We start from the raw sequence: 16,650 nt of genomic DNA, 5'->3' as shown, positions 1-16,650 counted from the left end.
CTCGCCGGCCTCGCCCTCGGCGCCCGCGCGCGCCACGGCCTCGTCTGCGCCGCCCGCCGCCGCGCCGGGCCCGGACTCGCCGCCCGGCGCCATATCGCCGTCATCGCCCAGCGCGACGCCGTCGTCGCCCGCCGCCACATCGCCGTCATCGCCCAGCAGGACGCCGTCGTCGCCCGCCGCCACGCCGCCCGCCGCCACATCGCCCAGCAGGACGCCGTCGTCGCCCGCCGCCGCCGCGCCACCCTCACCGCCCGCCGCCACGTCGCCTGCCGAGCCTCCCGCGCCGACCGAGTCCGCGGCCTACGGTGCGCTCGAGCAGCGCCTCGCGGAGGAGACCGCGGCCCGCGCCCGCCTGGCCGCCGAGCTCGAGTTGACCCGCCGCCAGCTCGAGGTCCAGGCCGGGCATCACGAGAGCGCGGTTGAGCGCGCCAACGAGCTCGTCCGCCTCGAGGGCGAGCTCCGCGCCGCCGAGGCCGCCCGCGACGAGGCGACCGCGTCGCGCGACACCTGGAAGCGCCGCGCGGAGGGCGCGCGGGACGAGGCCCAGTCGCGCGGCGACCTGCTCGCCGCCGCGATCGAACGCGCCGAGCAGGCCGAGGCCGAACGCGACGAAGCCGTCGCGCGCCCCGACCTCAGCGCGGAGCTCGCCGCCGCCATCGAGCGCGCCGAGCAGGCCGAGGCCGCGCGGGACGGCGAGGCCGACCCCGGCGCCGAGCTCGCCGCCGCCGCGATCGAGCGTGCCGAACGCGCCGAGGCCGCGCTCCACGAGGCCAAGAACCGCACGCGCGAGTTCGCCGCCCCCGCGGCACCCGACGACGAGCTCACCGCCGCCATCGAGCGCGCCGAGGCCGCCGAGGCCCGCGCACGCGAACTTGCCACCGCGCCCGCGGCGCCCGACGACGCGCTCGCCGCGGCCATCGAGCGCGCGGAAGCCGCCGAGGCCCGCGCACGCGCGCTCGAGGCCGCGCCCACCCTCGCCGTGGCCATCGAACGGGCCGAGCGGGCCGAGGCGCGTGCGGCTGATCTTGCCGCGTCGATCCGGCGTGGGGAGCAGGTCGCGGAGCCCGAGCTGCAGCCGTTGCCGCGGCGCGTGCCGACGCGGGCGGCGCGGCACCGGGAGTGGACCACGGTCGAGCGGTTCGCGATCATCGGGCTGTTCGTGCTCGCGATCGTTGCGGTGCTCGTGCTCGTCGTCGCACTGCTCTAGAAAGCGGGTCTACATCCGGGCGGGCGCGGGTATCAAGCTCGCCATGACCGCGGGGGCCGTTCCGACCACTACAGCTCCTCCGACAAGGAGGCGCTTCGCTCGCTGGAACCCGGGCCTGGCGCTCGGGGTCGTCGTCGCCGCGTTGATCGGCACGCAGCTGATCGCGCTCGCGCTGCTGCTCGCCGTGGGCGGGGACGACGCGCCCGACTGGACGCAGGGCGCGATGATCGTCGTCGCGGACCTGATCCTGCTCGGCGTCATCGTCGCCGTGGCCAACCGCGGGGCGGACAAGCTCGGGGCGGCGACGCTCGGCATCCGCCGTTCCCCGTTCTGGCCGTCCGTCGGCTGGATGGTCATGACGTACTTCGCCGTGATGGTGTTCAACGTCTTCTGGATCCTCGTCGTCGGCACCGGCGGCGCGACCGAGACCGGCGAAGGCACCACCGAGCTCACCGTCACGACCGCGGTCTTCTACACGCTCGCCGTCGCGCTCACGGCGCCGATCGTCGAGGAAATCACGTTCCGCGGCTACCTGTTCCCGGCGCTCACGCGCTGGCGGGGACCGTGGATCGGCGCGCTCGTCTGCGGCGTCGTGTTCGGGCTCGCGCACTTCGCCGTCCACCCGCCGGAGCTGCTGCCGATGATGGCCGTGTTCGGCTTCTTCGCCTGCCTGCTGTTCTGGTTCACGGGTTCGCTGCTGCCGTGCGTCGCGCTGCACGCGATGAACAACGCGCTCGTGACCGGAACGGACTTCGGTTGGAGCTGGCAGACCCCGCTGTACATGCTCGGCTGCATGGCCGTCGCCGTGCTGCTGCTCATGCCGTTCGCCCGCGAGCGGGCCCCGAAGCCCGCCTGACCCTGGAGGCCCCACGATGGCCGCTACGCCCGAGGCACCTGAACGCACCACGACCGCTTCGCCGCTCGACGAGCACGCGCCGCCGGTCTCCGACCACGCGACCCCGACCGGCCGTCACGACGGCCGCGCGACCGCCGCGATGATCGTCGGCATCATCGCGATCCCGCTCGCGATCCTCGCGCCGATCCTGGGCATCATCCCCGCGATCGTCGCGCTCGTCCTCGGCCTCGTCGCCAAGAACGACATCCAGCGCACCGGCAAGGGCGGCTTCGGTCAGGCCAAGGCCGGCTACATCCTCGGCATCGTCGCCGTCGCGATCTGCATCCTGAACGCGATCGCCGGCGCGATCATCGCAAGCTCGTAACCGCTTCGAGCGTGTCGGCCTGCGCCGCCGGCTTGTCGGGCCGGTGGCGCAGGACGCGCGCGAACCGCAACGCGACCCCGCCCGGGTAGCGCGGGCTGGTCTGGACGCCGTCGAACGCGATCTCCACGACCAGCTCCGGCCGCACGTGCACCACGTGCCCTTCGCGCCCCGTCTCCAGCTCGAGCAGCTTCTCGGTCTGCCACGCGAGCATCGCGTCCGTCAGCCCTTTGAAGGTCTTGCCGAGCATCACGAACCCGTCCTCGTGGCGGGCTCCGAGCCACAGGTTCGAGAGCTTCCCGCGCCGCCGGCCCGAGCCCCACTCGACCGCGAGCACGACTAGGTCGAGCGTGTGCACGGGCTTGACCTTCACCCACGCGGCCCCACGCCGACCCGCCTCGTAGGGCGCGTCGAGCGCCTTCACAACCACGCCCTCGTGGCCCCGCGCCAAAGCGATCTCGAGCTGCTCCGGCCCGCCACGTGGCACGCGCCACTGCTCCGGCACCAGCGCCGTCAGCGCCAGCGCCCGCTCCTCGCCGCGCGCGTCCAGCAGGTCCACGCCGTCCAGGTGCATGACGTCGAAGAAGAGCGGCGTCAACGGCACACCCGACTTGCTCGCGAACCGCGACCCCGTCACCTGGAAGGGATGCGGGTGCCCGTCCTCCTGCAGCGCGATCGCCTCGCCGTCGAGCACGAACGCGCGCGCGGGCAACGCCAGCGCCGCCTCGACGACCTCCGGGATGCGGGCCGTGACGTCGTCGAGCGTGCGCGTGAAGATGCCGACGTCGCTGCCGTCGCGATGGACCTGGATCCGCGCCCCGTCCAGCTTCCACTCGACCGCCGCGGGTCCGGTCTTCTCGAGCGCCGCCTCCACATCAGGTGCGGTGGAGGCGAGCATCGGCGCGATCGGGCGCCCGACCTCCAGCCGGAACTGCGCGAGGTCCTCGCCCGCCAACGCGACCTCCGCCACCGCCCCGAGATCGCCCCGCAGCATCAGCGCCCGCCGCACGGCCTTGGCTGGGACGCCCGCGGCCTTCGCGACCGCATCGGCGACCATCGAGGTGAGCGCGCCCTGGCGGATGTCCCCCAGCACGAGGTTGCGCAGGAACGCCTGCTCGGACGCGGTCGCGCGGGCCATCAACCCGTGCAGCGCGGCCCGGCGCGCGGCGACGCTTCCGGCGCCCGACAGCGAGGCGACGTGCGCGAGCACCGCGTCCACCTCACCGACCGTGAGCGTCGGCGTCTCGGCGGGCGCGGGCGGATCCTCGCGCAGGGAAGCCCAGCCGACGCCCAGCACCCGCTGGCGCGGCGAGCCCGCGAGGTAGGACGTGCCCGCGACGCGCTCGTCCGGGTCGAGCCCCCGCAATGCCGTCGCGATCCGCTCCGCCTTGCCCAGGCGGCTCGACTCGGCACGGACGTCCTCGGTGGCGGCGGCGAGCTCGGCGAACAGCATGCGCGGTAGTTTCGCCGCCGATGCAGAAATCCGTGCTCGTCACCGGCGCTTCGAGCGGAATCGGGCGCGCGACCGCCCTCGCGCTCGCCCAGCGCGGCTTCACCGTCTACGCGGGCACCCGCTCCGAGCTCGACTACGCGGGCGTCACACCGGTCACGCTCGACGTCACGAACGCCGACCACGTCGAAGCCCTCCGTGAGCTGGAGCTCGACGCGCTCGTCAACAACGCCGGCATCGCCGTCATCGGGCCGCTGGAGACGCTCCCGCTCGACCAGCTCCGCCACCAGCTCGAGGTCAACACGATCGCGCAGCTGGCCGTGATCCAGGCGTGCCTGCCGTCGCTGAGAAGGACGCGCGGCCGGATCGTCAACGTCTCCTCGATCTCCGGTCGCGTCGCGCTGCCGCTCTACGGGCCGTACGCCGCGTCCAAGTTCGCGCTCGAAGCACTGAGCGACACGCTGCGGCGGGAGCTGCGCGACGACGTGCACGTCTCGCTGATCGAGCCCGGCGCGGTCGCGACCCCGATCTGGCACCGGACGCTCGAGGCGAGCGAGATGCCGACCGGCCGCTACGCGCAGCTCGCGGAACGGCTGCGGGGGATGGCGCTGGAGTCGGCGGAGAGCGGGATGCCCGCGTCCGTGGTCGCGTACGCGGTGGTGGAAGCGCTCACCGCCGAGAGACCCCGAACGCGCTACGTGCTCGGCCGCTCGGCGCGCATCCAGGCGGCGCTCGCCCGCGGCGCGCCCACGCGGGTGCTCGACAAACTCATCGCGCGAATTGTTGAACAATCGTGATGATTGTGGAACAATACCCGGCATGTCACGGGTTCAGGTCCTGCTTGCCTCCCTCTGCTTCGGGACGACCGGCACCGCGCAGGCGCTCGGTCCGGCGGGGTTGTCGCCGGCCGGGGTAGGCGCCGCGCGCATCCTCATCGGCGGTGCGCTGCTCGTCCTCGTCGCGCTGGCCTCGTCCGGTCTGCGCGGCCTGCCGCGCGTCCCGCTGATCCTCGGCGCGCTCGCCGTCGCCGCGTACCAGCTGGCGTTCTTCGCGGCCGTGGCCGACACGGGCGTGGCGGTCGGGACGATCGTCGCGCTCGGCTCGGCGCCCGCGCTGGCCGGGGCGCTGGAGTGGGCGATCGAGCGCCGCACGCCCTCGCGCGCCTGGGCGACGGCGACCGCGCTGGCGTGCGCCGGCGTCGTGATGCTCGCCCTCACCGGCGCGGACGCGTCGATCAGCGTCCTCGGCATCGTCCTCGCGCTCGTCGCGGGCGCGTCGTACGCCGCCTACACGTACGCGGCCAAGCGCATGCTGGGCGACGGCCACACGCCCGAGACCGTGATGGCGGGCGCGTTCGGCCTGGGCGCCGTGCTCCTGCTGCCGGTGCTGCTGATCACCGGCGTGGGCTGGCTCGGCACGGTCGACGGCGTCGCGCTCGCGGTGTTCCTCGGCGTCGTGCCGACCGCGGGCGCATACCTGCTGTTCGCGCGCGGCCTCAAGCGGCTCAGCGCGGCCGAGACCGCGACGCTCACGCTCGCCGAGCCGCTCACCGCCACGCTGCTCGGCGTGATCGTGCTGAGCGAGCAGCTGAGCGTCCCGGCGGGGGTCGGCGCGGCGCTGATCCTGTCCGGCCTGATCGTGCTCGCCGCGCCCGAGATCCGCCGGCCGGTTACGGTCCCTGCGTGACCGCGGTCGAAGAAGTCGCCCAGGCGCTCCGCAGCTCGATCCTCGACGGCGAGCGCCCCGCCGGCTCCCGCCTGGTCGAGGCGGAGCTGTGCGCGCAGTACGGCGTGGCGCGGCATTCGCTGCGCGCGGCGCTGCGGACGCTGGCGGGCGAGGGGATCGTCGTGATCGAGACCAACCGGGGCGCGCGAGTGGCCCGGCTCGGGGGCGAGGAGATCATCGCGCTGTTCGAGCTGCGGACGGCGCTGGAGGTCGAGGCCGCGCGGCTCGCGCTGGAGCGCGGCCCGCTGCCGGCCTCGGTCTATGCGGCGTTGGCGGTTTTGGAACGCGCGTGCGCAGCGGGCGCCTGGGGCGCGATCAACGCCGCCCACAACGGGCTGCACCGCGCGATCGTCGAGGCCGCGGACTCACCGCGGATCGCGGCGGCGCACGCGTCGCTCGACGGCGAGCTGAAGCTGTTCATGAACCAGCTCGAGCCGCTGTGGAGCGCGGAACGCATGGCTGCCGACCACGCCGCGCTCGTGCGGGGGCTGGAGCGCGACGGGCCGACTGCGCTGCGGGGTCATCTCTCCGAATCGGCGGCGGCACTGGTCGCCGCGGAGGGGGACACCGGGCGGCCGCGTCGTGTCGGCGACGCCGCCGCCCGGTAGAGGAGAGGGGAGTAGGCGTCCGGTCGGGAGACAGAAATTCGGAGCGCCTGTCCCGAACATGCCCACGCTCCAGGGCGGGAAACGCGGCGTGTCAGCACTAGAACGAAATCCTGTGTGCTGAAGGAGCGCGGCGATCCAGCTGGACGGCTTGTCAGACTTCGGGGCGATGACTCGTAGATTCGACATCGGTCCCTTCGTGCTCGCCCTCGGTGCGTTGCTGCTCCTGATCGGTCTGTTCCTGGACTGGTTCGGTGAGTTCAACGCGTGGGCGGTGTTCGAGTTCGTCGACGTGCTGCTCGCGGCGCTGGCGGTCGCCGGCGTGGTCGGTGCGGTCGGCCTGCTCACACCCGAAGCCGACTACCTGGACAAGCGGGCCCTGCCCTGGATCGTCGGCGCGGCGTTCGTGCTCGTCGCCGCGCAGCTGCTGGACCCGCCACCCGCTTCGGCGGAGCTGGATCTCGGCGTCGGCGCCTGGATCTCACTCGTCGGCTCGTTCCTCATGGTCGTCGGCGGGGTGCTCTCCTTCTCCAAGGTGTCCTTCGCGGTCGCCGTCGAGGGCCGGGATCGGCGCCAGCGCGTGGCCGCCGTCGATCATCGCCCGCCGCCGACCGAGACCGGCCAGCAGCCCGTCGCCCGTTCCAGCAGCTCGCTGCTGCACCCGCGGCCCGGTCCGGAAGAGCCCGAGGCGAACCCCGAGCAGAGCTGATGCCGGGCGCCGAGGACGTCTCGTTCGAGCTCGAGCGCTTCGAGTGGACGACGGACGACCGGCTCGTCGTCGTCGGCCACTGGAACGGCGTGAGTGGGCGACGCCTGCTCCGCCCGGCGATCACCGTCGACGCGGGCGGCCGCCGTACCCGCGTGACCGGCTCGGCCGAGGTGCTGGACGACGGCCCGTGGCGCGCCGTGTTCGACTGGGACGCCGCGCGCGGCGACGTCAACGGCGCCGAGCTCGAGCTCGGCCGCTCGCTGGTCGTCGAGCTGCCGCCGCCGCGCCGCCGGCGCCGTCGCAGCACCCAGGTCACCGCGGAGAGCGACCTGCGTGCCGTCGTCGCGGAGTTGCGCCTGGAGCGCGACGCGCTGCGCGTGGAGCGCGACGAGGCCCGCGCGCAGGACTCGCGCCCGGACCTGCGGACCGAGCTCGCCGCCGCCCGCGCCGCGCTGGAGGAGCTGCGCGACGAACGTCCCGACGCGGAACGCCTGGTCGCCGCGCGCCTGGACGTCGAGCGGCTCACGCGCGAGCTGAAAGCGCTGCGCGTGGAGGCGGACTCCGCGCGCGCCGACGCCGAACGCCTCGCCGGCAAGGTCGAGACCACCCGCGGCGACGCGGCGGCGCTGGCCGAAGCCCGCACGGAGATCGAACGCCTTCGCGCGGAGGCGGGCGCGGCCGCGACGCTCCGCGCCGAACTCGAACGCGTCCGTGCGGGCAGCCAGGAGCTGGACATGCTCCGCGCGGAGCTCGAGTCGCTGCGCGCAGGGGACGACGACGCCGATGCGCTCCGCGCCGAGATCGCGTCGCTGCGCGCGGCCGTGGCCGACGTCGACACCGTGCGCGTGGACGCCGAGGAGGCCCGGGCCGAGGCCGACGAGCTCGCCGGGCTGCGGCTCGCGCACGGGAGCCTGAAGGCCGCGCACGAGTCGCTCGAGGACGAGGTCGACGCGCTGCGGGCGATCCGCGACGAGCGGGACGAGCTCGCTGGGCAGCTGCAGCAGCTGCGCGCGCAGTCGGGCGACGAGGAGAACCAGCGGGCCGCGCTGGGCGACCTGATCCGCGAGCTGCAGGACCGCACGAGCGAGGCGGAGGACACGCGCGACCGGCTCACGAACGAGCTGGCCGTCGCGCGCGAGGACGTCACCCGCCTGCAGGGTCTGCTCGCCGCGCGCGAGGAGGCGCTCACGTCCGCCGAAGCCGAGGCCGAGGAGCGCGTCGAGAGCGAGCGCGCCGCCACGACGGAGATGCACGGCCGGCTGGCGACCGCGCGCGAGGAGGCGCAGCGGTCGGTGGTGGCCGAAGCCGAGGAGACCGAGCGCCTGCGCGCGGAGCTCGACCGCTCCCGCGAGGACGCCGAGCGCCTGCTCGCGGCCGAGCGTGCCGAGGTCGCCCGCCTGCGTGAGGAGCTGCTCAACAGCGAGGTCCCGGACGGCGAGCTCGACGAGGCCTCGCGCCGCATGGTCGAGCGCGTCCAGCGTGAGCTCGACCGCGAGCGCGCCGCGAGCCGCACGCTCCGGCGCGAGCTGGAGATCCTGCGCGCCGAGTCGGCCGAGGAGCGCCGCTCGCACTCGAACGGCACGATCGCCGGCGAGGACCCGACGCTCCCGGGCCCCGCGACGAGCGCCGGCCGTGGCCGCAGTCCGGTCGACACGCCGCGGCGCGTCGCGGCCGCCCGCTCCGGCGCCTCGACGCGCGTGCCCAAGGTCCCGCCGAACCCGATCGCGCTGTGGACGGTCCGCCTGATCACGGCCGTCCTGATCGTCGCGATGATCGTCGCGCTCGTGCTGCTCGCGCAGCTGGTGCTGCCGTGAACCCCGCGCGTGTCGTCGCGGCGCCCCACGGCGGCGTCCTTCCCTCGGCGAGCGGTCGTTGAGAGCGTCCCTGGCGGTCGTCGCGACCGCCTTCGTGTTGGCGGCGCTGTCGCTGCTGCTGCCGTGGGCGCTCGCGTTCGACCCGCTCGCGTGGCTCGTCTGGGGCCGCGAGACCGGGCGGCTGACGCTGGACACGACGACCGGTCCTTCATGGAAGCCGTTCCCAGTCGTGTTCACGGTCGTGTTCACGCTCTGGGAGCACGGAGCGCCCGCGCTGTGGCTGATCGTCGCCCGCGCGGGCGGGCTGCTCGCGCTGGTCGGCGCGTACGTGCTCGGCGCGCGGCTCGCGGGCCGCTGGGCGGGCGCGGCGGCCGTCGCCGCGGTCGCGCTGTCGCCGTGGTGGCTGTTCAACACCGCGCTCGGCAACTCGGAGGGCCTGCTCGCCGCCGCGGTGCTCTGGGCCGTGATCGCGCACCTGGACGGCCACACCCGCGCGGCGCTGGCGTGCGCGACCGCCGCCGCGCTGATGCGCCCGGAGGCGTGGCCGTTCCTCGGCCTCTACGGTCTCTGGCTCTGGCGCCGGGACGAGGACCGCGCCGCGGTGCTCGCGGCCGGACTGGTCGTCCCGCTGATGTGGTTCGGCCCCGACCTGCTCGGCGCGGGCGGCGCGCTCGGCGCCTCGCACACCGCCCGCGGCGTCCCGAGCCCAGGCAGCGCGAAGCTCGCCGACGTCCCGTTCTTCGCCGTCCTCGGCGACACCGCCACGATCTGCACGCTGCCGGCCGTCATCGCCGCGGCCGTCGCGGCCTGGCTCGGCGGCCCGCTCGCCCGCCGCATCTTCGCCGCCGCCGCGGCCTGGGTCCTGCTCGTGGCCGTGATGACGGTCGCGGGCTACGCCGGCAACCCCCGCTACCTCGTGGCCGCCGCGGCCCTGGGCGCCGCGCTGGCCGGAGCGGGCGCGGTCGCCGCAACCACGCGCGCCGTCGCCGCCGTGACCAGGCGGGGCAAGACCGAATCGGCCGCCGCCGGCCCCAGCCAGGCCCGCGCGGCTGCGTGGGCTGCGCCGCTCGGCGCGGCGCTGCTCGTCGCCCTCGTGCTCGTCGTCACCGGCGGCACCCTGCGCGACCAGTGGACCGAGCTCGGGCAACGTGCCGCCGCGGCCGACGCGTTCGACCCGCTGATCGAGCGCGCCGGCGGCCGCGACGCGCTCGTCGACTGCTCCCGGATCCGCACGAGTGCGCGGGCCCGATCGCTCGTCGCCTGGCGCCTCGACCTGCCGATGCGCGACCTCGACGCGCGCCCGGAGCCGCCCGCGGTGATCATCCGCTCCAAGTGGTTCTACGGACAGGGCCTGGAGCCGCCGAGCGCGCCCGGCTACACGCCGCTCGTCACCACCGAGCGCTGGCAGATCGTGACCGACTGCGGACCCGCGCCGCAGCTCAACGTATCTTCAGAACCGTGATCACGATGGTCGTCCACGGCGGGGCGGGCAGCTGGCGCCCCGAGCACCGCGATCGCGCGCTCGACGGCGTGCAGCGTGCCGTCGACGCCGGGCACACGGTGCTCGAGCAGGGTGGGGCCGCGCTCAGCGCCGTGGAGGCCGCGGTCGTCGTGCTCGAGGACGACCCGATCTTCAACGCGGGCCGCGGCGCGGTGCTCGACGAGCGCGGCACGATCCTCCATGACGCGTCGCTGATGCGCGGGGCGGACCGGGCGGCGGGCGCGGTCGCCGCGATCACGGGCATCCGCAACCCTGTCAGCGCCGCCCGCGCGGTGCTCGACGAGGGTCGGCACGTGATGCTCGTCGGCGACCAGGCCTCGAGGTTCGCCCGCGAGCAGGGCCTGGACACCGAGCCCGACGACTGGTTCCACACGCCCGAGCGCGTCGAGCAGCGCGGGAACACGGTCGGCGCGGTGGCGCTGGACGCGCGCGGCGGCGTCGCCGCGGCTACGTCGACCGGCGGGACGAGCCGCAAGCACCCGGGCCGCGTCGGCGACAGCTCCCTGATCGCCGCGGGCACGTGGGCCGACGACCGCACCGTCGCGATCTCCTGCACCGGCGACGGCGAGGCGATCATCCGCACCGCGCTCGCCCACGAGATCGACGCGCTCATGCGCCACGCGGGCCTGCCGGTCGCGGCCGCCGCGGAGCGCGCGCTCGCGCAGCTCGGCCCGTTCGGCACCGGCGGGCTGATCGCCGTCGGCGCCGACGGCAGCGTCGCCGCCCCGTTCACGACCGCCGGGATGCCTCGCGCGTGGCGGATCGGCAACCACCCGACCATCGCCGCGATCGATGCCTGAGGACGACCTCTACGCGCTCCCGCTCGAGGCGTTCATCGGCGCTCGGGACGCGCTCGCCAAGGAGACCCGGAAGGCCGGCGACCGCGAAACCGCCGCGCGGATCGCCAAGCTGCCCAAGCCGACCCCGGCCGCGTGGGCGGCGAACCAGGTCGCGCGGGAGCATCCGGACGTGATCGCCGCGCTGCTCGACGCCGGCGCCGCGCTGCGCGCCGCCCAGGACGCGGTGCTCGCGGGCGGGGGAGCCGAGCACCTGCGCACGGCCACGCAAGCCGAACGTGCCGCCGTCGACGACGTGATGCGCGCCGCGGTCGATCTCAAGCCGGGCGGCAAGGCGCTCTCGCGTGCGATGGCCGACCGGCTCAGGACCACGCTGCGCGCCGCCGCCGGTGACCCGGACCTGCGCGCCGCGCTGTCCGCCGGACGGCTCACGGGCGAGGCGCAAGCGGGCGGCGCGTGGCCCTTCGCGCTCGACAGCGGCGCCGATCTCACCGAGCTCGCCCCCGCCACGAAGCGCAAGCCGAAGCAGCCCGCGAAGACGAACGAGGACGACGACGCGGCCGCCCGCGAGGCCGAGGCGCGCGCCGAACGGGAGCGGCTCGCGCTGGAGGACGAGCTGCGCGAGGCCCGCGGCACGCTGAAGGTCCGCGAACGCACGGCGAAGGGCGCCGAGGAGGACGCGCAGGAGGCCCGCACCGCGCTCGAGCGCGCCGAGGAGCGGCTCGCGGCAGCCAAGCGCGCGCTCGACGAGGCCAAGGCCGACGCCGAATCCGCCGAGCGCGTCCTCAAGGGCGCTCGCAAGGAGCGCGACACGGCCCGGGACGCGGTCGCGCGGCTCGAAGAGCGCCTCGATTGAGTCGCGCCCCCGGGTGGGTAGCGCCTCACCATGGCTGAACTCACACCACTGGACGAGAAGCTTGCAGAGGTGCTCGGCCTCGCGCAGGCCGCGCAGCAGGCGACCACGCACGTCGCCGGCATGGAAGGCGCCGACGCCTTCAAGAAGGACCTCGCGAAGATGAGCGACCAGGCCGCGGAGACCGAGCGCCGCACCGACGCGTACATCGACACGCTCGAGGGCCGCAAGACGGCGATCCGCGAGAAGGCCCGGGAGACGAAGTCCGAGGCCGTGGAGATGATGAAGACCTACCTCGAAGGCGAGGAGGAGGCGCTCGACGGCTTCGAGTTCCTCAGCATGGCCGAGGCGGGCGAGCTGTGCCACTGGGAGATCGTGCAGACGATCGCCGGCGCCGCCGGCGACGCGAAGGCCAAGGCGATCGCCGACTGGGCCGTGCCGGTCCAGCAGACCCACATCAACGGCGTGCGCGACGCGTACCTCGCGCTCGCCGTCGAGGAAGCCAAGGAGATGGCGTCCGCCTAGGACGGTTGCTGCGGATAGCAGGCGAGGGCGAGCCGGAAGGCGTGGCCCTCGCTCCCGCTGTACTTCTGCAGCACCTCGCCGAACGCGCGCTGGAGCTCGGACACGAACGCCGCGCCGTCCTCGGGTGAGAGCTTGATGTCGCCCGCGATGCCGAACGACGGCAGCACGACCGGCCCGGAGGCCAGCTGCGCGAGGTCGCGCGACATCTCCTCGGTCAGGTTGAGCAGGTAGCCGAGGCCGAGCAGCTCCTCGCGCGCCCGCGGCTCCCCGAGCCGGCCGACGCACGCGGGGGAGACCCAGAACGACTTCGCGACCGCCTGGTAGATGCCCTCGGCGATCCCGCGCACACGCCGCTCGTCCACGAGCGTGACGAGCCCGGACGCCTGCAGGCGCTTGACGTGGTAGTAGATCGCCTGGGGCGTCTCGCCGAGCGCGCCGCCGATCTGCGTGCACGTGTTCGGCTCGGCCAGGTGGCGCAGAATCTCGACGCGCTTGGGCTTGAGCAGCGCGTCGGCCTGCGTGACGTCTTCGATGTAGAGCGTGTCGAGCACCTACAAAGGAGGTTGTACGTGAAGCGGCGCTTTCCTGCAACGCCGTAGAGTCCGCGAGCGTGCCGACCGTTCGTGACGCCACGTTCGCCGTCCTGCGCCGCCTCGGGCTGACGACGATCTTCTCGAACCCGGGCAGCACCGAAGTGCCGCTCCTCGCGGGGCTGCCGGAGGAGTTCCGCTTCATCCTCGCGCTGCACGAGGGCTCGGTCGTGAGCCTCGCGGCGGGCCACGCGCTCGGGACCGGGCAGCCCGCACTCGTGCTCCTGCACAGCACGCCGGGGCTCGGGAACGGGGTCGCCGCGATCGCCACGGCGCGTTTGAACCGCGTGCCGCTCGTGGTCGTCGTCGGTCAGCAGGACCGCCGCCACCTCGCGCAGGACCCGTTCCTGGCCGGCAAGCTGCACGGGCTCGCGGGGGAGTACCCGGTGTTCGAGGAGCAACCCGCGCGGGCCGCCGACGTGCCCGGAGCGATCGTCCGCGCGCACCACGCCGCGGTGACCGCCCGCGGCCCGGCGCTCGTGATCGTGCCGATGGACGACTGGAGCGCCGAGGGGCCCGAGCCGCACGAGATCCTGGGACCGCGGCGGCTCCTGCGCTCCGCGGCCGCGGACCCGGAGGCGGTACGGGCGCTCGCGGACTTCCTCGGCGAGCGCCCGGCGATCATCGCCGGTGCCGGCGCCGACTCACCCGCGGGCTGGGCGGCGTTGTCCGCGTTGGCGGAGCGGCTCGCCGCGCCCGTCTTCCAGGAGCCGTTCGGGCCCGCCGCCGGCTTCCCGCAGGACCACCCGTGGTTCGCCGGCCACGCGCCCGCCCGCCGCGAGCGACTGCGCCAGGTGCTCGCGCCGTTCGACACCGTGCTCGTGGTCGGCACGGGCGCGCTGCGCCAGTACCCGTACGACTCGGGCCCGCTGTGCGAGGCCGCGCTGGCCGTCGTCACCGACGATCCCGAGGAGGCGCAGCGCAGCCCCGCGGCGCTCGCCGTGCTGGGCGACCCCGCCGCGGTGTGCGCCGCGCTCGCGCACGCGGTCCCCCAGCGCACGGGCGAACCGCCGCGGTTCGAGCGCCCGCCCGCACCCCCTCCGGGCGAGCCGTTGTTCCCCGGTCACGTGCTCGCCGCGCTCGCCGACCGCCTCCCGCGCGACGCCGTCCTGGTCGAGGAGACGCCGAGCAGCCGGCCGGAGCTGCACGCCCGCATCCCGGCCACCGCGCCCGGCGGGTTCGTGAGCGCGATGGGGATGCTCGGGTTCGCGCTCCCGGCCGCGATCGGCCTGCGGCTCGCGCAGCCGGAACGACCGGTCGTCGCGGTCGTCGGCGACGGCTCCTCGCTCTACCAGATCCAGGCGCTGTGGAGCGCGGTGACCTACGAGGCGGGCGTGCTGTTCGTGGTGCTGCGCAACGGCGGCTACGCGATCATGGACCGGCTCGCGGAACGGGCGGGCGCCTCCGGCCCCTGGCCGGCGCTCGACGGGATCGACCTCGCCGCGCTCGCCCACGCCCAGGGCTGCGACGCGTGGCGGATCACGACGCACGAGGAGCTGCTCGCGGCTCTGGACAAGACGCTCCCGACGCTGCGCGAGCGCCGCACCCCGCTGCTGCTCGAGGTCGCCGTTGCGCAGAACGAAGGCTTCGACCTCTAAGACAGCGCGTCGGCGAGGACCGCGGGGTCGCGCTCGCCCTCGGGGAGCTCCATCGCCATCAGCCGGGCGAGCTGGGCGCGGCCGCGGACGTCGAGCTTGCGGTAGATCTGGCCGAGGTGGTACTCGATCGTCTTCGGGGAGAGGAACAGCGCGGCGGCGGCCTCGCGGTTGGTCATGCCCTGCGCGACGAGCACGGCGATCTGGAGCTCGTGCGGCGTGAGCTGGTCGGCGGCGGCGGGCGCGCGACGGCCGCCCGCTGAGCCGCCGGTCGCGCGCAGCTCGGTGCGGGCGCGTTCGGCCCAGGGCTTCGCGCCGAGCCGCTCGAACTCGTCGAGTGCCTGCGTGAGCGGCTCGCGGGCCTCGGCGCGCTGCTTGGCCCGTCGCAGCCGCTCGCCGAGCGCGAGCTGCGTGCGCGCCGTCTCGAACGGCATCGGGAGGTCCGCGTGGAGCTTCAGCGCGCCCTCGAACACCGTGCGGAAGTCCTCGTCGGGCGCGAGCAGGCCCTTGCAGCGCTCCGCCGCGGCCCGCACCCAGCGCGGGCCGACGCCGATCACCGGCAGCGCGGCGAGCGAGTCGGCGCGGAGCGCGCGCACGTTGCTCGCGGCCTCCGCGGCGGCGGCGCGCCGGGCGGCGCGGCCCTCGGCGGAGTCGGCCTCGAGCAGCGCGAGTTGCGCCTCGGCCTCCTCCCGCCGGCCGGCGCGCACGTAGGCCTCGATCAGGTCGGGGCGCAGCTGCACGACGATGGAGGAGAGCCCGCGCCGGCGCAGCTGGCGCTCACCGGTCTCGAGCACGTCGATCGCCTCGGGGATCCGGCCGAGCGCGAGCTCGAGCTGGCCGAGCGCGGCGCTCAGGTAGGGATCGTCGGAACGCGCTTGCTCGACGTGGGCGCGGCAGTCGGCCTCGTGGCCCAGCCCGGCCTCGACGAGCGCGAGCGCGGCCAGCGCGTGCGGGAGCAGCGCGCGCTGCCCGGCGTCCTCGGCGAGCTCGACGGCCTCCGAAGCGGAGGCGAGCGCCGAAGCCCAGCGCCCGCGCCGCAGGTCCAGGTGCGCCTTGGCGGCGAGCGGGTGGATGAGCGCGGACACGGCGCTGGCGTCGCGCGCGGCCCGGAGCACCCGGTCGAGCGTCTTGGTCGCGCGGTCCCAGTCCTCGACCCAGATCCACGCGTGCCCGGCCATCCCGACGATCTCGACCATCCCGAGCGGGTCCGCCTCCATCAGGTACGGCTCGCACGCGCGCAGCTCCGCGATCCCCGGCTCGATCTCCCCGAGCGCGATCTGCGCCTGCCCGATGACCGCGGTGGCGAGCAGCTCGACCGCCGGCTCCGTGCCCGCCGAGAGCGCGCGGGCCTTCTCGGCGGCCGCCACCAGCCCGGCCGGGTCCCCGGTCATCAGGTGCGCGACGGACGCCTCCAGGAACATCGCCGCCGCCCGCCGCGGATCACGACCCCGCACACGATCAGCCTCGGCGACGAGCCGCTCCCCGGCCTCGACGGGCGACCCGCGCCGCATCTCGACGTGCCCACGCAGCCGCTCGATGTCCGCGACAAGGAGGGGATCGTCGCTGTGCGCATCGTCCAGCAACACGGCGGCTTGCTCGGCCTCGCCGGAGCGCACGGCGTCGCCCGCCGCGGCGAGCAGTCGTCGCGCCCGTGGGCCGGCCTCCGGCGTGAGCTGCGCGGCCCGCTGCAGGTCGCGCGCGGCGGTGGCGTGCGCGCCGCGGCCCCGTGCTTCGAGTGCCGCGGCCTCGAGCGCGGCGGCGACCTCCTCGTCCGGCGCGACCGCGCACGCCGCGAGCTGCCACGCGCGCTCCGCGCCCTCACTCGCTGCGGCCAGCGCAGCGTGCGCCGCGCGCCGCTCGGCCGGCGCCGCGCCGTGATAGACGGCGGACCGCATCAGGGGATGCCGGAACTCGAGCTCGCCGCCGGCAAGCACGACGATGCCCGCGGCCTCGGCCGGCTCCAGGTCGCGCACGGAGAGCGCACCGGCGGCCGTGGACGCGGACGGCGAATCCGCCCTGGGCGCGGCCGCGCCGGCGCGCGGCGGCCCCTCGGCGCGGGCGG

At 75.2% G+C, this 16,650-nt stretch carries 16 protein-coding genes and 1 pseudogene; 13 read left to right on the top strand and 4 right to left on the bottom strand.

The window, feature by feature from the left end; genetic code table 11:
* Positions 1-261, bottom strand: a pseudogene (locus OJ997_RS34490) (hypothetical protein); the annotation flags it as partial.
* A gap of 109 nt (positions 262-370) precedes the next feature.
* Here OJ997_RS34490 and OJ997_RS34485 point away from each other — a divergent pair.
* The 3 genes from OJ997_RS34485 to OJ997_RS34475 are packed head-to-tail and all read left to right on the top strand — an operon-like array spanning position 371 to position 2,427.
* On the top strand, positions 371-1,207 hold the full coding sequence (locus OJ997_RS34485) for a hypothetical protein (RefSeq protein ID WP_270029983.1): 837 nt from the start codon (positions 371-373) through the stop codon (positions 1,205-1,207).
* 43 nt (positions 1,208-1,250) lie between these two features.
* Entirely contained in the window at positions 1,251-2,063 is an 813-nt protein-coding gene (locus OJ997_RS34480; protein WP_270029982.1) for a CPBP family intramembrane glutamic endopeptidase, read from the top strand.
* Between the two features lie 16 nt (positions 2,064-2,079).
* Positions 2,080-2,427 carry a DUF4190 domain-containing protein gene (locus tag OJ997_RS34475; protein WP_270029981.1) on the top strand — a complete coding sequence of 116 codons (348 nt, stop codon included), beginning with the start codon at positions 2,080-2,082 and terminating at the stop codon, positions 2,425-2,427.
* On the opposite strand, the gene OJ997_RS34470 is transcribed toward OJ997_RS34475, so the two are convergent.
* On the bottom strand, positions 2,411-3,877 hold the full coding sequence (locus OJ997_RS34470) for an ATP-dependent DNA ligase (RefSeq protein WP_270029980.1): 1,467 nt from the start codon (positions 3,875-3,877) through the stop codon (positions 2,411-2,413). The genes OJ997_RS34475 and OJ997_RS34470 overlap by 17 nt on opposite strands.
* A gap of 20 nt (positions 3,878-3,897) precedes the next feature.
* On the opposite strand from OJ997_RS34470, the gene OJ997_RS34465 reads away from it, so the two are divergent.
* The 9 genes from OJ997_RS34465 (at position 3,898) to OJ997_RS34425 (ending at position 12,403) form a co-directional block, all read left to right on the top strand.
* Positions 3,898-4,671 carry an SDR family oxidoreductase gene (locus tag OJ997_RS34465; RefSeq protein WP_270029979.1) on the top strand — a complete coding sequence of 258 codons (774 nt, stop codon included), beginning with the start codon at positions 3,898-3,900 and terminating at the stop codon, positions 4,669-4,671.
* A 22-nt stretch (positions 4,672-4,693) separates the two neighbouring features.
* The gene (locus tag OJ997_RS34460) at positions 4,694-5,560 is read left to right on the top strand and encodes a DMT family transporter (RefSeq protein ID WP_270029978.1); all 867 of its coding nucleotides are present in this window, start codon (positions 4,694-4,696) and stop codon (positions 5,558-5,560) included.
* Positions 5,557-6,207, top strand: a complete 651-nt coding sequence (locus OJ997_RS34455; protein ID WP_270029977.1) for a GntR family transcriptional regulator — start codon at positions 5,557-5,559, stop codon at positions 6,205-6,207. Before OJ997_RS34460 ends, OJ997_RS34455 begins: the two co-directional genes overlap by 4 nt.
* A 166-nt stretch (positions 6,208-6,373) precedes the next feature.
* On the top strand, positions 6,374-6,913 hold the full coding sequence (locus OJ997_RS34450; RefSeq protein ID WP_270029976.1) for a hypothetical protein: 540 nt from the start codon (positions 6,374-6,376) through the stop codon (positions 6,911-6,913).
* Entirely contained in the window at positions 6,913-8,727 is a 1,815-nt protein-coding gene (locus tag OJ997_RS34445) for a coiled-coil domain-containing protein (RefSeq protein ID WP_270029975.1), read from the top strand. The genes OJ997_RS34450 and OJ997_RS34445 overlap by 1 nt, the downstream gene beginning before the upstream one ends.
* Before the next feature lie 58 nt (positions 8,728-8,785).
* Positions 8,786-10,189, top strand: coding sequence for a hypothetical protein (locus OJ997_RS34440; protein WP_270029974.1), 1,404 nt, complete (start codon positions 8,786-8,788; stop codon positions 10,187-10,189).
* Positions 10,190-10,194: 5 nt separating this feature from the next.
* Positions 10,195-11,028: an isoaspartyl peptidase/L-asparaginase family protein gene (locus tag OJ997_RS34435; RefSeq protein ID WP_270029985.1), complete on the top strand. Its 834-nt coding sequence runs from the start codon at positions 10,195-10,197 to the stop codon at positions 11,026-11,028.
* Complete coding sequence (locus tag OJ997_RS34430) at positions 11,021-11,881, top strand: hypothetical protein (protein ID WP_270029973.1); 861 nt, start codon at positions 11,021-11,023, stop codon at positions 11,879-11,881. The genes OJ997_RS34435 and OJ997_RS34430 overlap by 8 nt, the downstream gene beginning before the upstream one ends.
* A 30-nt stretch (positions 11,882-11,911) precedes the next feature.
* Complete coding sequence (locus tag OJ997_RS34425) at positions 11,912-12,403, top strand: hypothetical protein (RefSeq protein WP_270029972.1); 492 nt, start codon at positions 11,912-11,914, stop codon at positions 12,401-12,403.
* Here the strand turns inward: OJ997_RS34425 and OJ997_RS34420 are convergent.
* Positions 12,400-12,954: an ArsR/SmtB family transcription factor gene (locus OJ997_RS34420; protein ID WP_270029971.1), complete on the bottom strand. Its 555-nt coding sequence runs from the start codon at positions 12,952-12,954 to the stop codon at positions 12,400-12,402. The two genes, OJ997_RS34425 and OJ997_RS34420, sit on opposite strands and share 4 nt — an antisense overlap.
* A gap of 59 nt (positions 12,955-13,013) precedes the next feature.
* On the opposite strand from OJ997_RS34420, the gene OJ997_RS34415 reads away from it, so the two are divergent.
* Positions 13,014-14,591, top strand: coding sequence for a thiamine pyrophosphate-dependent enzyme (locus OJ997_RS34415; RefSeq protein WP_270029970.1), 1,578 nt, complete (start codon positions 13,014-13,016; stop codon positions 14,589-14,591).
* On the opposite strand, the gene OJ997_RS34410 is transcribed toward OJ997_RS34415, so the two are convergent.
* The coding region (locus tag OJ997_RS34410; protein WP_270029969.1) for a helix-turn-helix domain-containing protein at positions 14,588-16,650 on the bottom strand (2,063 nt) is incomplete at its 5' end. The genes OJ997_RS34415 and OJ997_RS34410 overlap by 4 nt on opposite strands.

It is taken from the genome of Solirubrobacter phytolaccae (genome assembly GCF_027587195.1).
In the GTDB taxonomy this organism is placed as follows: Bacteria; Actinomycetota; Thermoleophilia; order Solirubrobacterales; family Solirubrobacteraceae; genus Solirubrobacter; species Solirubrobacter phytolaccae.
This window is presented reverse-complemented; position numbering and strand designations above follow the sequence as displayed.

What these genes read in the sequence shown, in the direction of transcription:
- OJ997_RS34435 (WP_270029985.1), top strand. Translation starts at nt 10,195, where the DNA reads ATGGTCGTCCACGGCGGGGCGGGCAGCTGGCGCCCCGAGCACCGCGAT.
- OJ997_RS34425 (WP_270029972.1), top strand. Translation starts at nt 11,912, where the DNA reads ATGGCTGAACTCACACCACTGGACGAGAAGCTTGCAGAGGTGCTCGGC.
- OJ997_RS34450 (WP_270029976.1), top strand. Translation starts at nt 6,374, where the DNA reads ATGACTCGTAGATTCGACATCGGTCCCTTCGTGCTCGCCCTCGGTGCG.
- OJ997_RS34430 (WP_270029973.1), top strand. Translation starts at nt 11,021, where the DNA reads ATGCCTGAGGACGACCTCTACGCGCTCCCGCTCGAGGCGTTCATCGGC.
- OJ997_RS34445 (WP_270029975.1), top strand. Translation starts at nt 6,913, where the DNA reads ATGCCGGGCGCCGAGGACGTCTCGTTCGAGCTCGAGCGCTTCGAGTGG.
- OJ997_RS34465 (WP_270029979.1), top strand. Translation starts at nt 3,898, where the DNA reads ATGCAGAAATCCGTGCTCGTCACCGGCGCTTCGAGCGGAATCGGGCGC.
- OJ997_RS34480 (WP_270029982.1), top strand. Translation starts at nt 1,251, where the DNA reads ATGACCGCGGGGGCCGTTCCGACCACTACAGCTCCTCCGACAAGGAGG.
- OJ997_RS34460 (WP_270029978.1), top strand. Translation starts at nt 4,694, where the DNA reads ATGTCACGGGTTCAGGTCCTGCTTGCCTCCCTCTGCTTCGGGACGACC.
- OJ997_RS34475 (WP_270029981.1), top strand. Translation starts at nt 2,080, where the DNA reads ATGGCCGCTACGCCCGAGGCACCTGAACGCACCACGACCGCTTCGCCG.
- OJ997_RS34470 (WP_270029980.1), bottom strand. Translation starts at nt 3,877, where the DNA reads ATGCTGTTCGCCGAGCTCGCCGCCGCCACCGAGGACGTCCGTGCCGAG.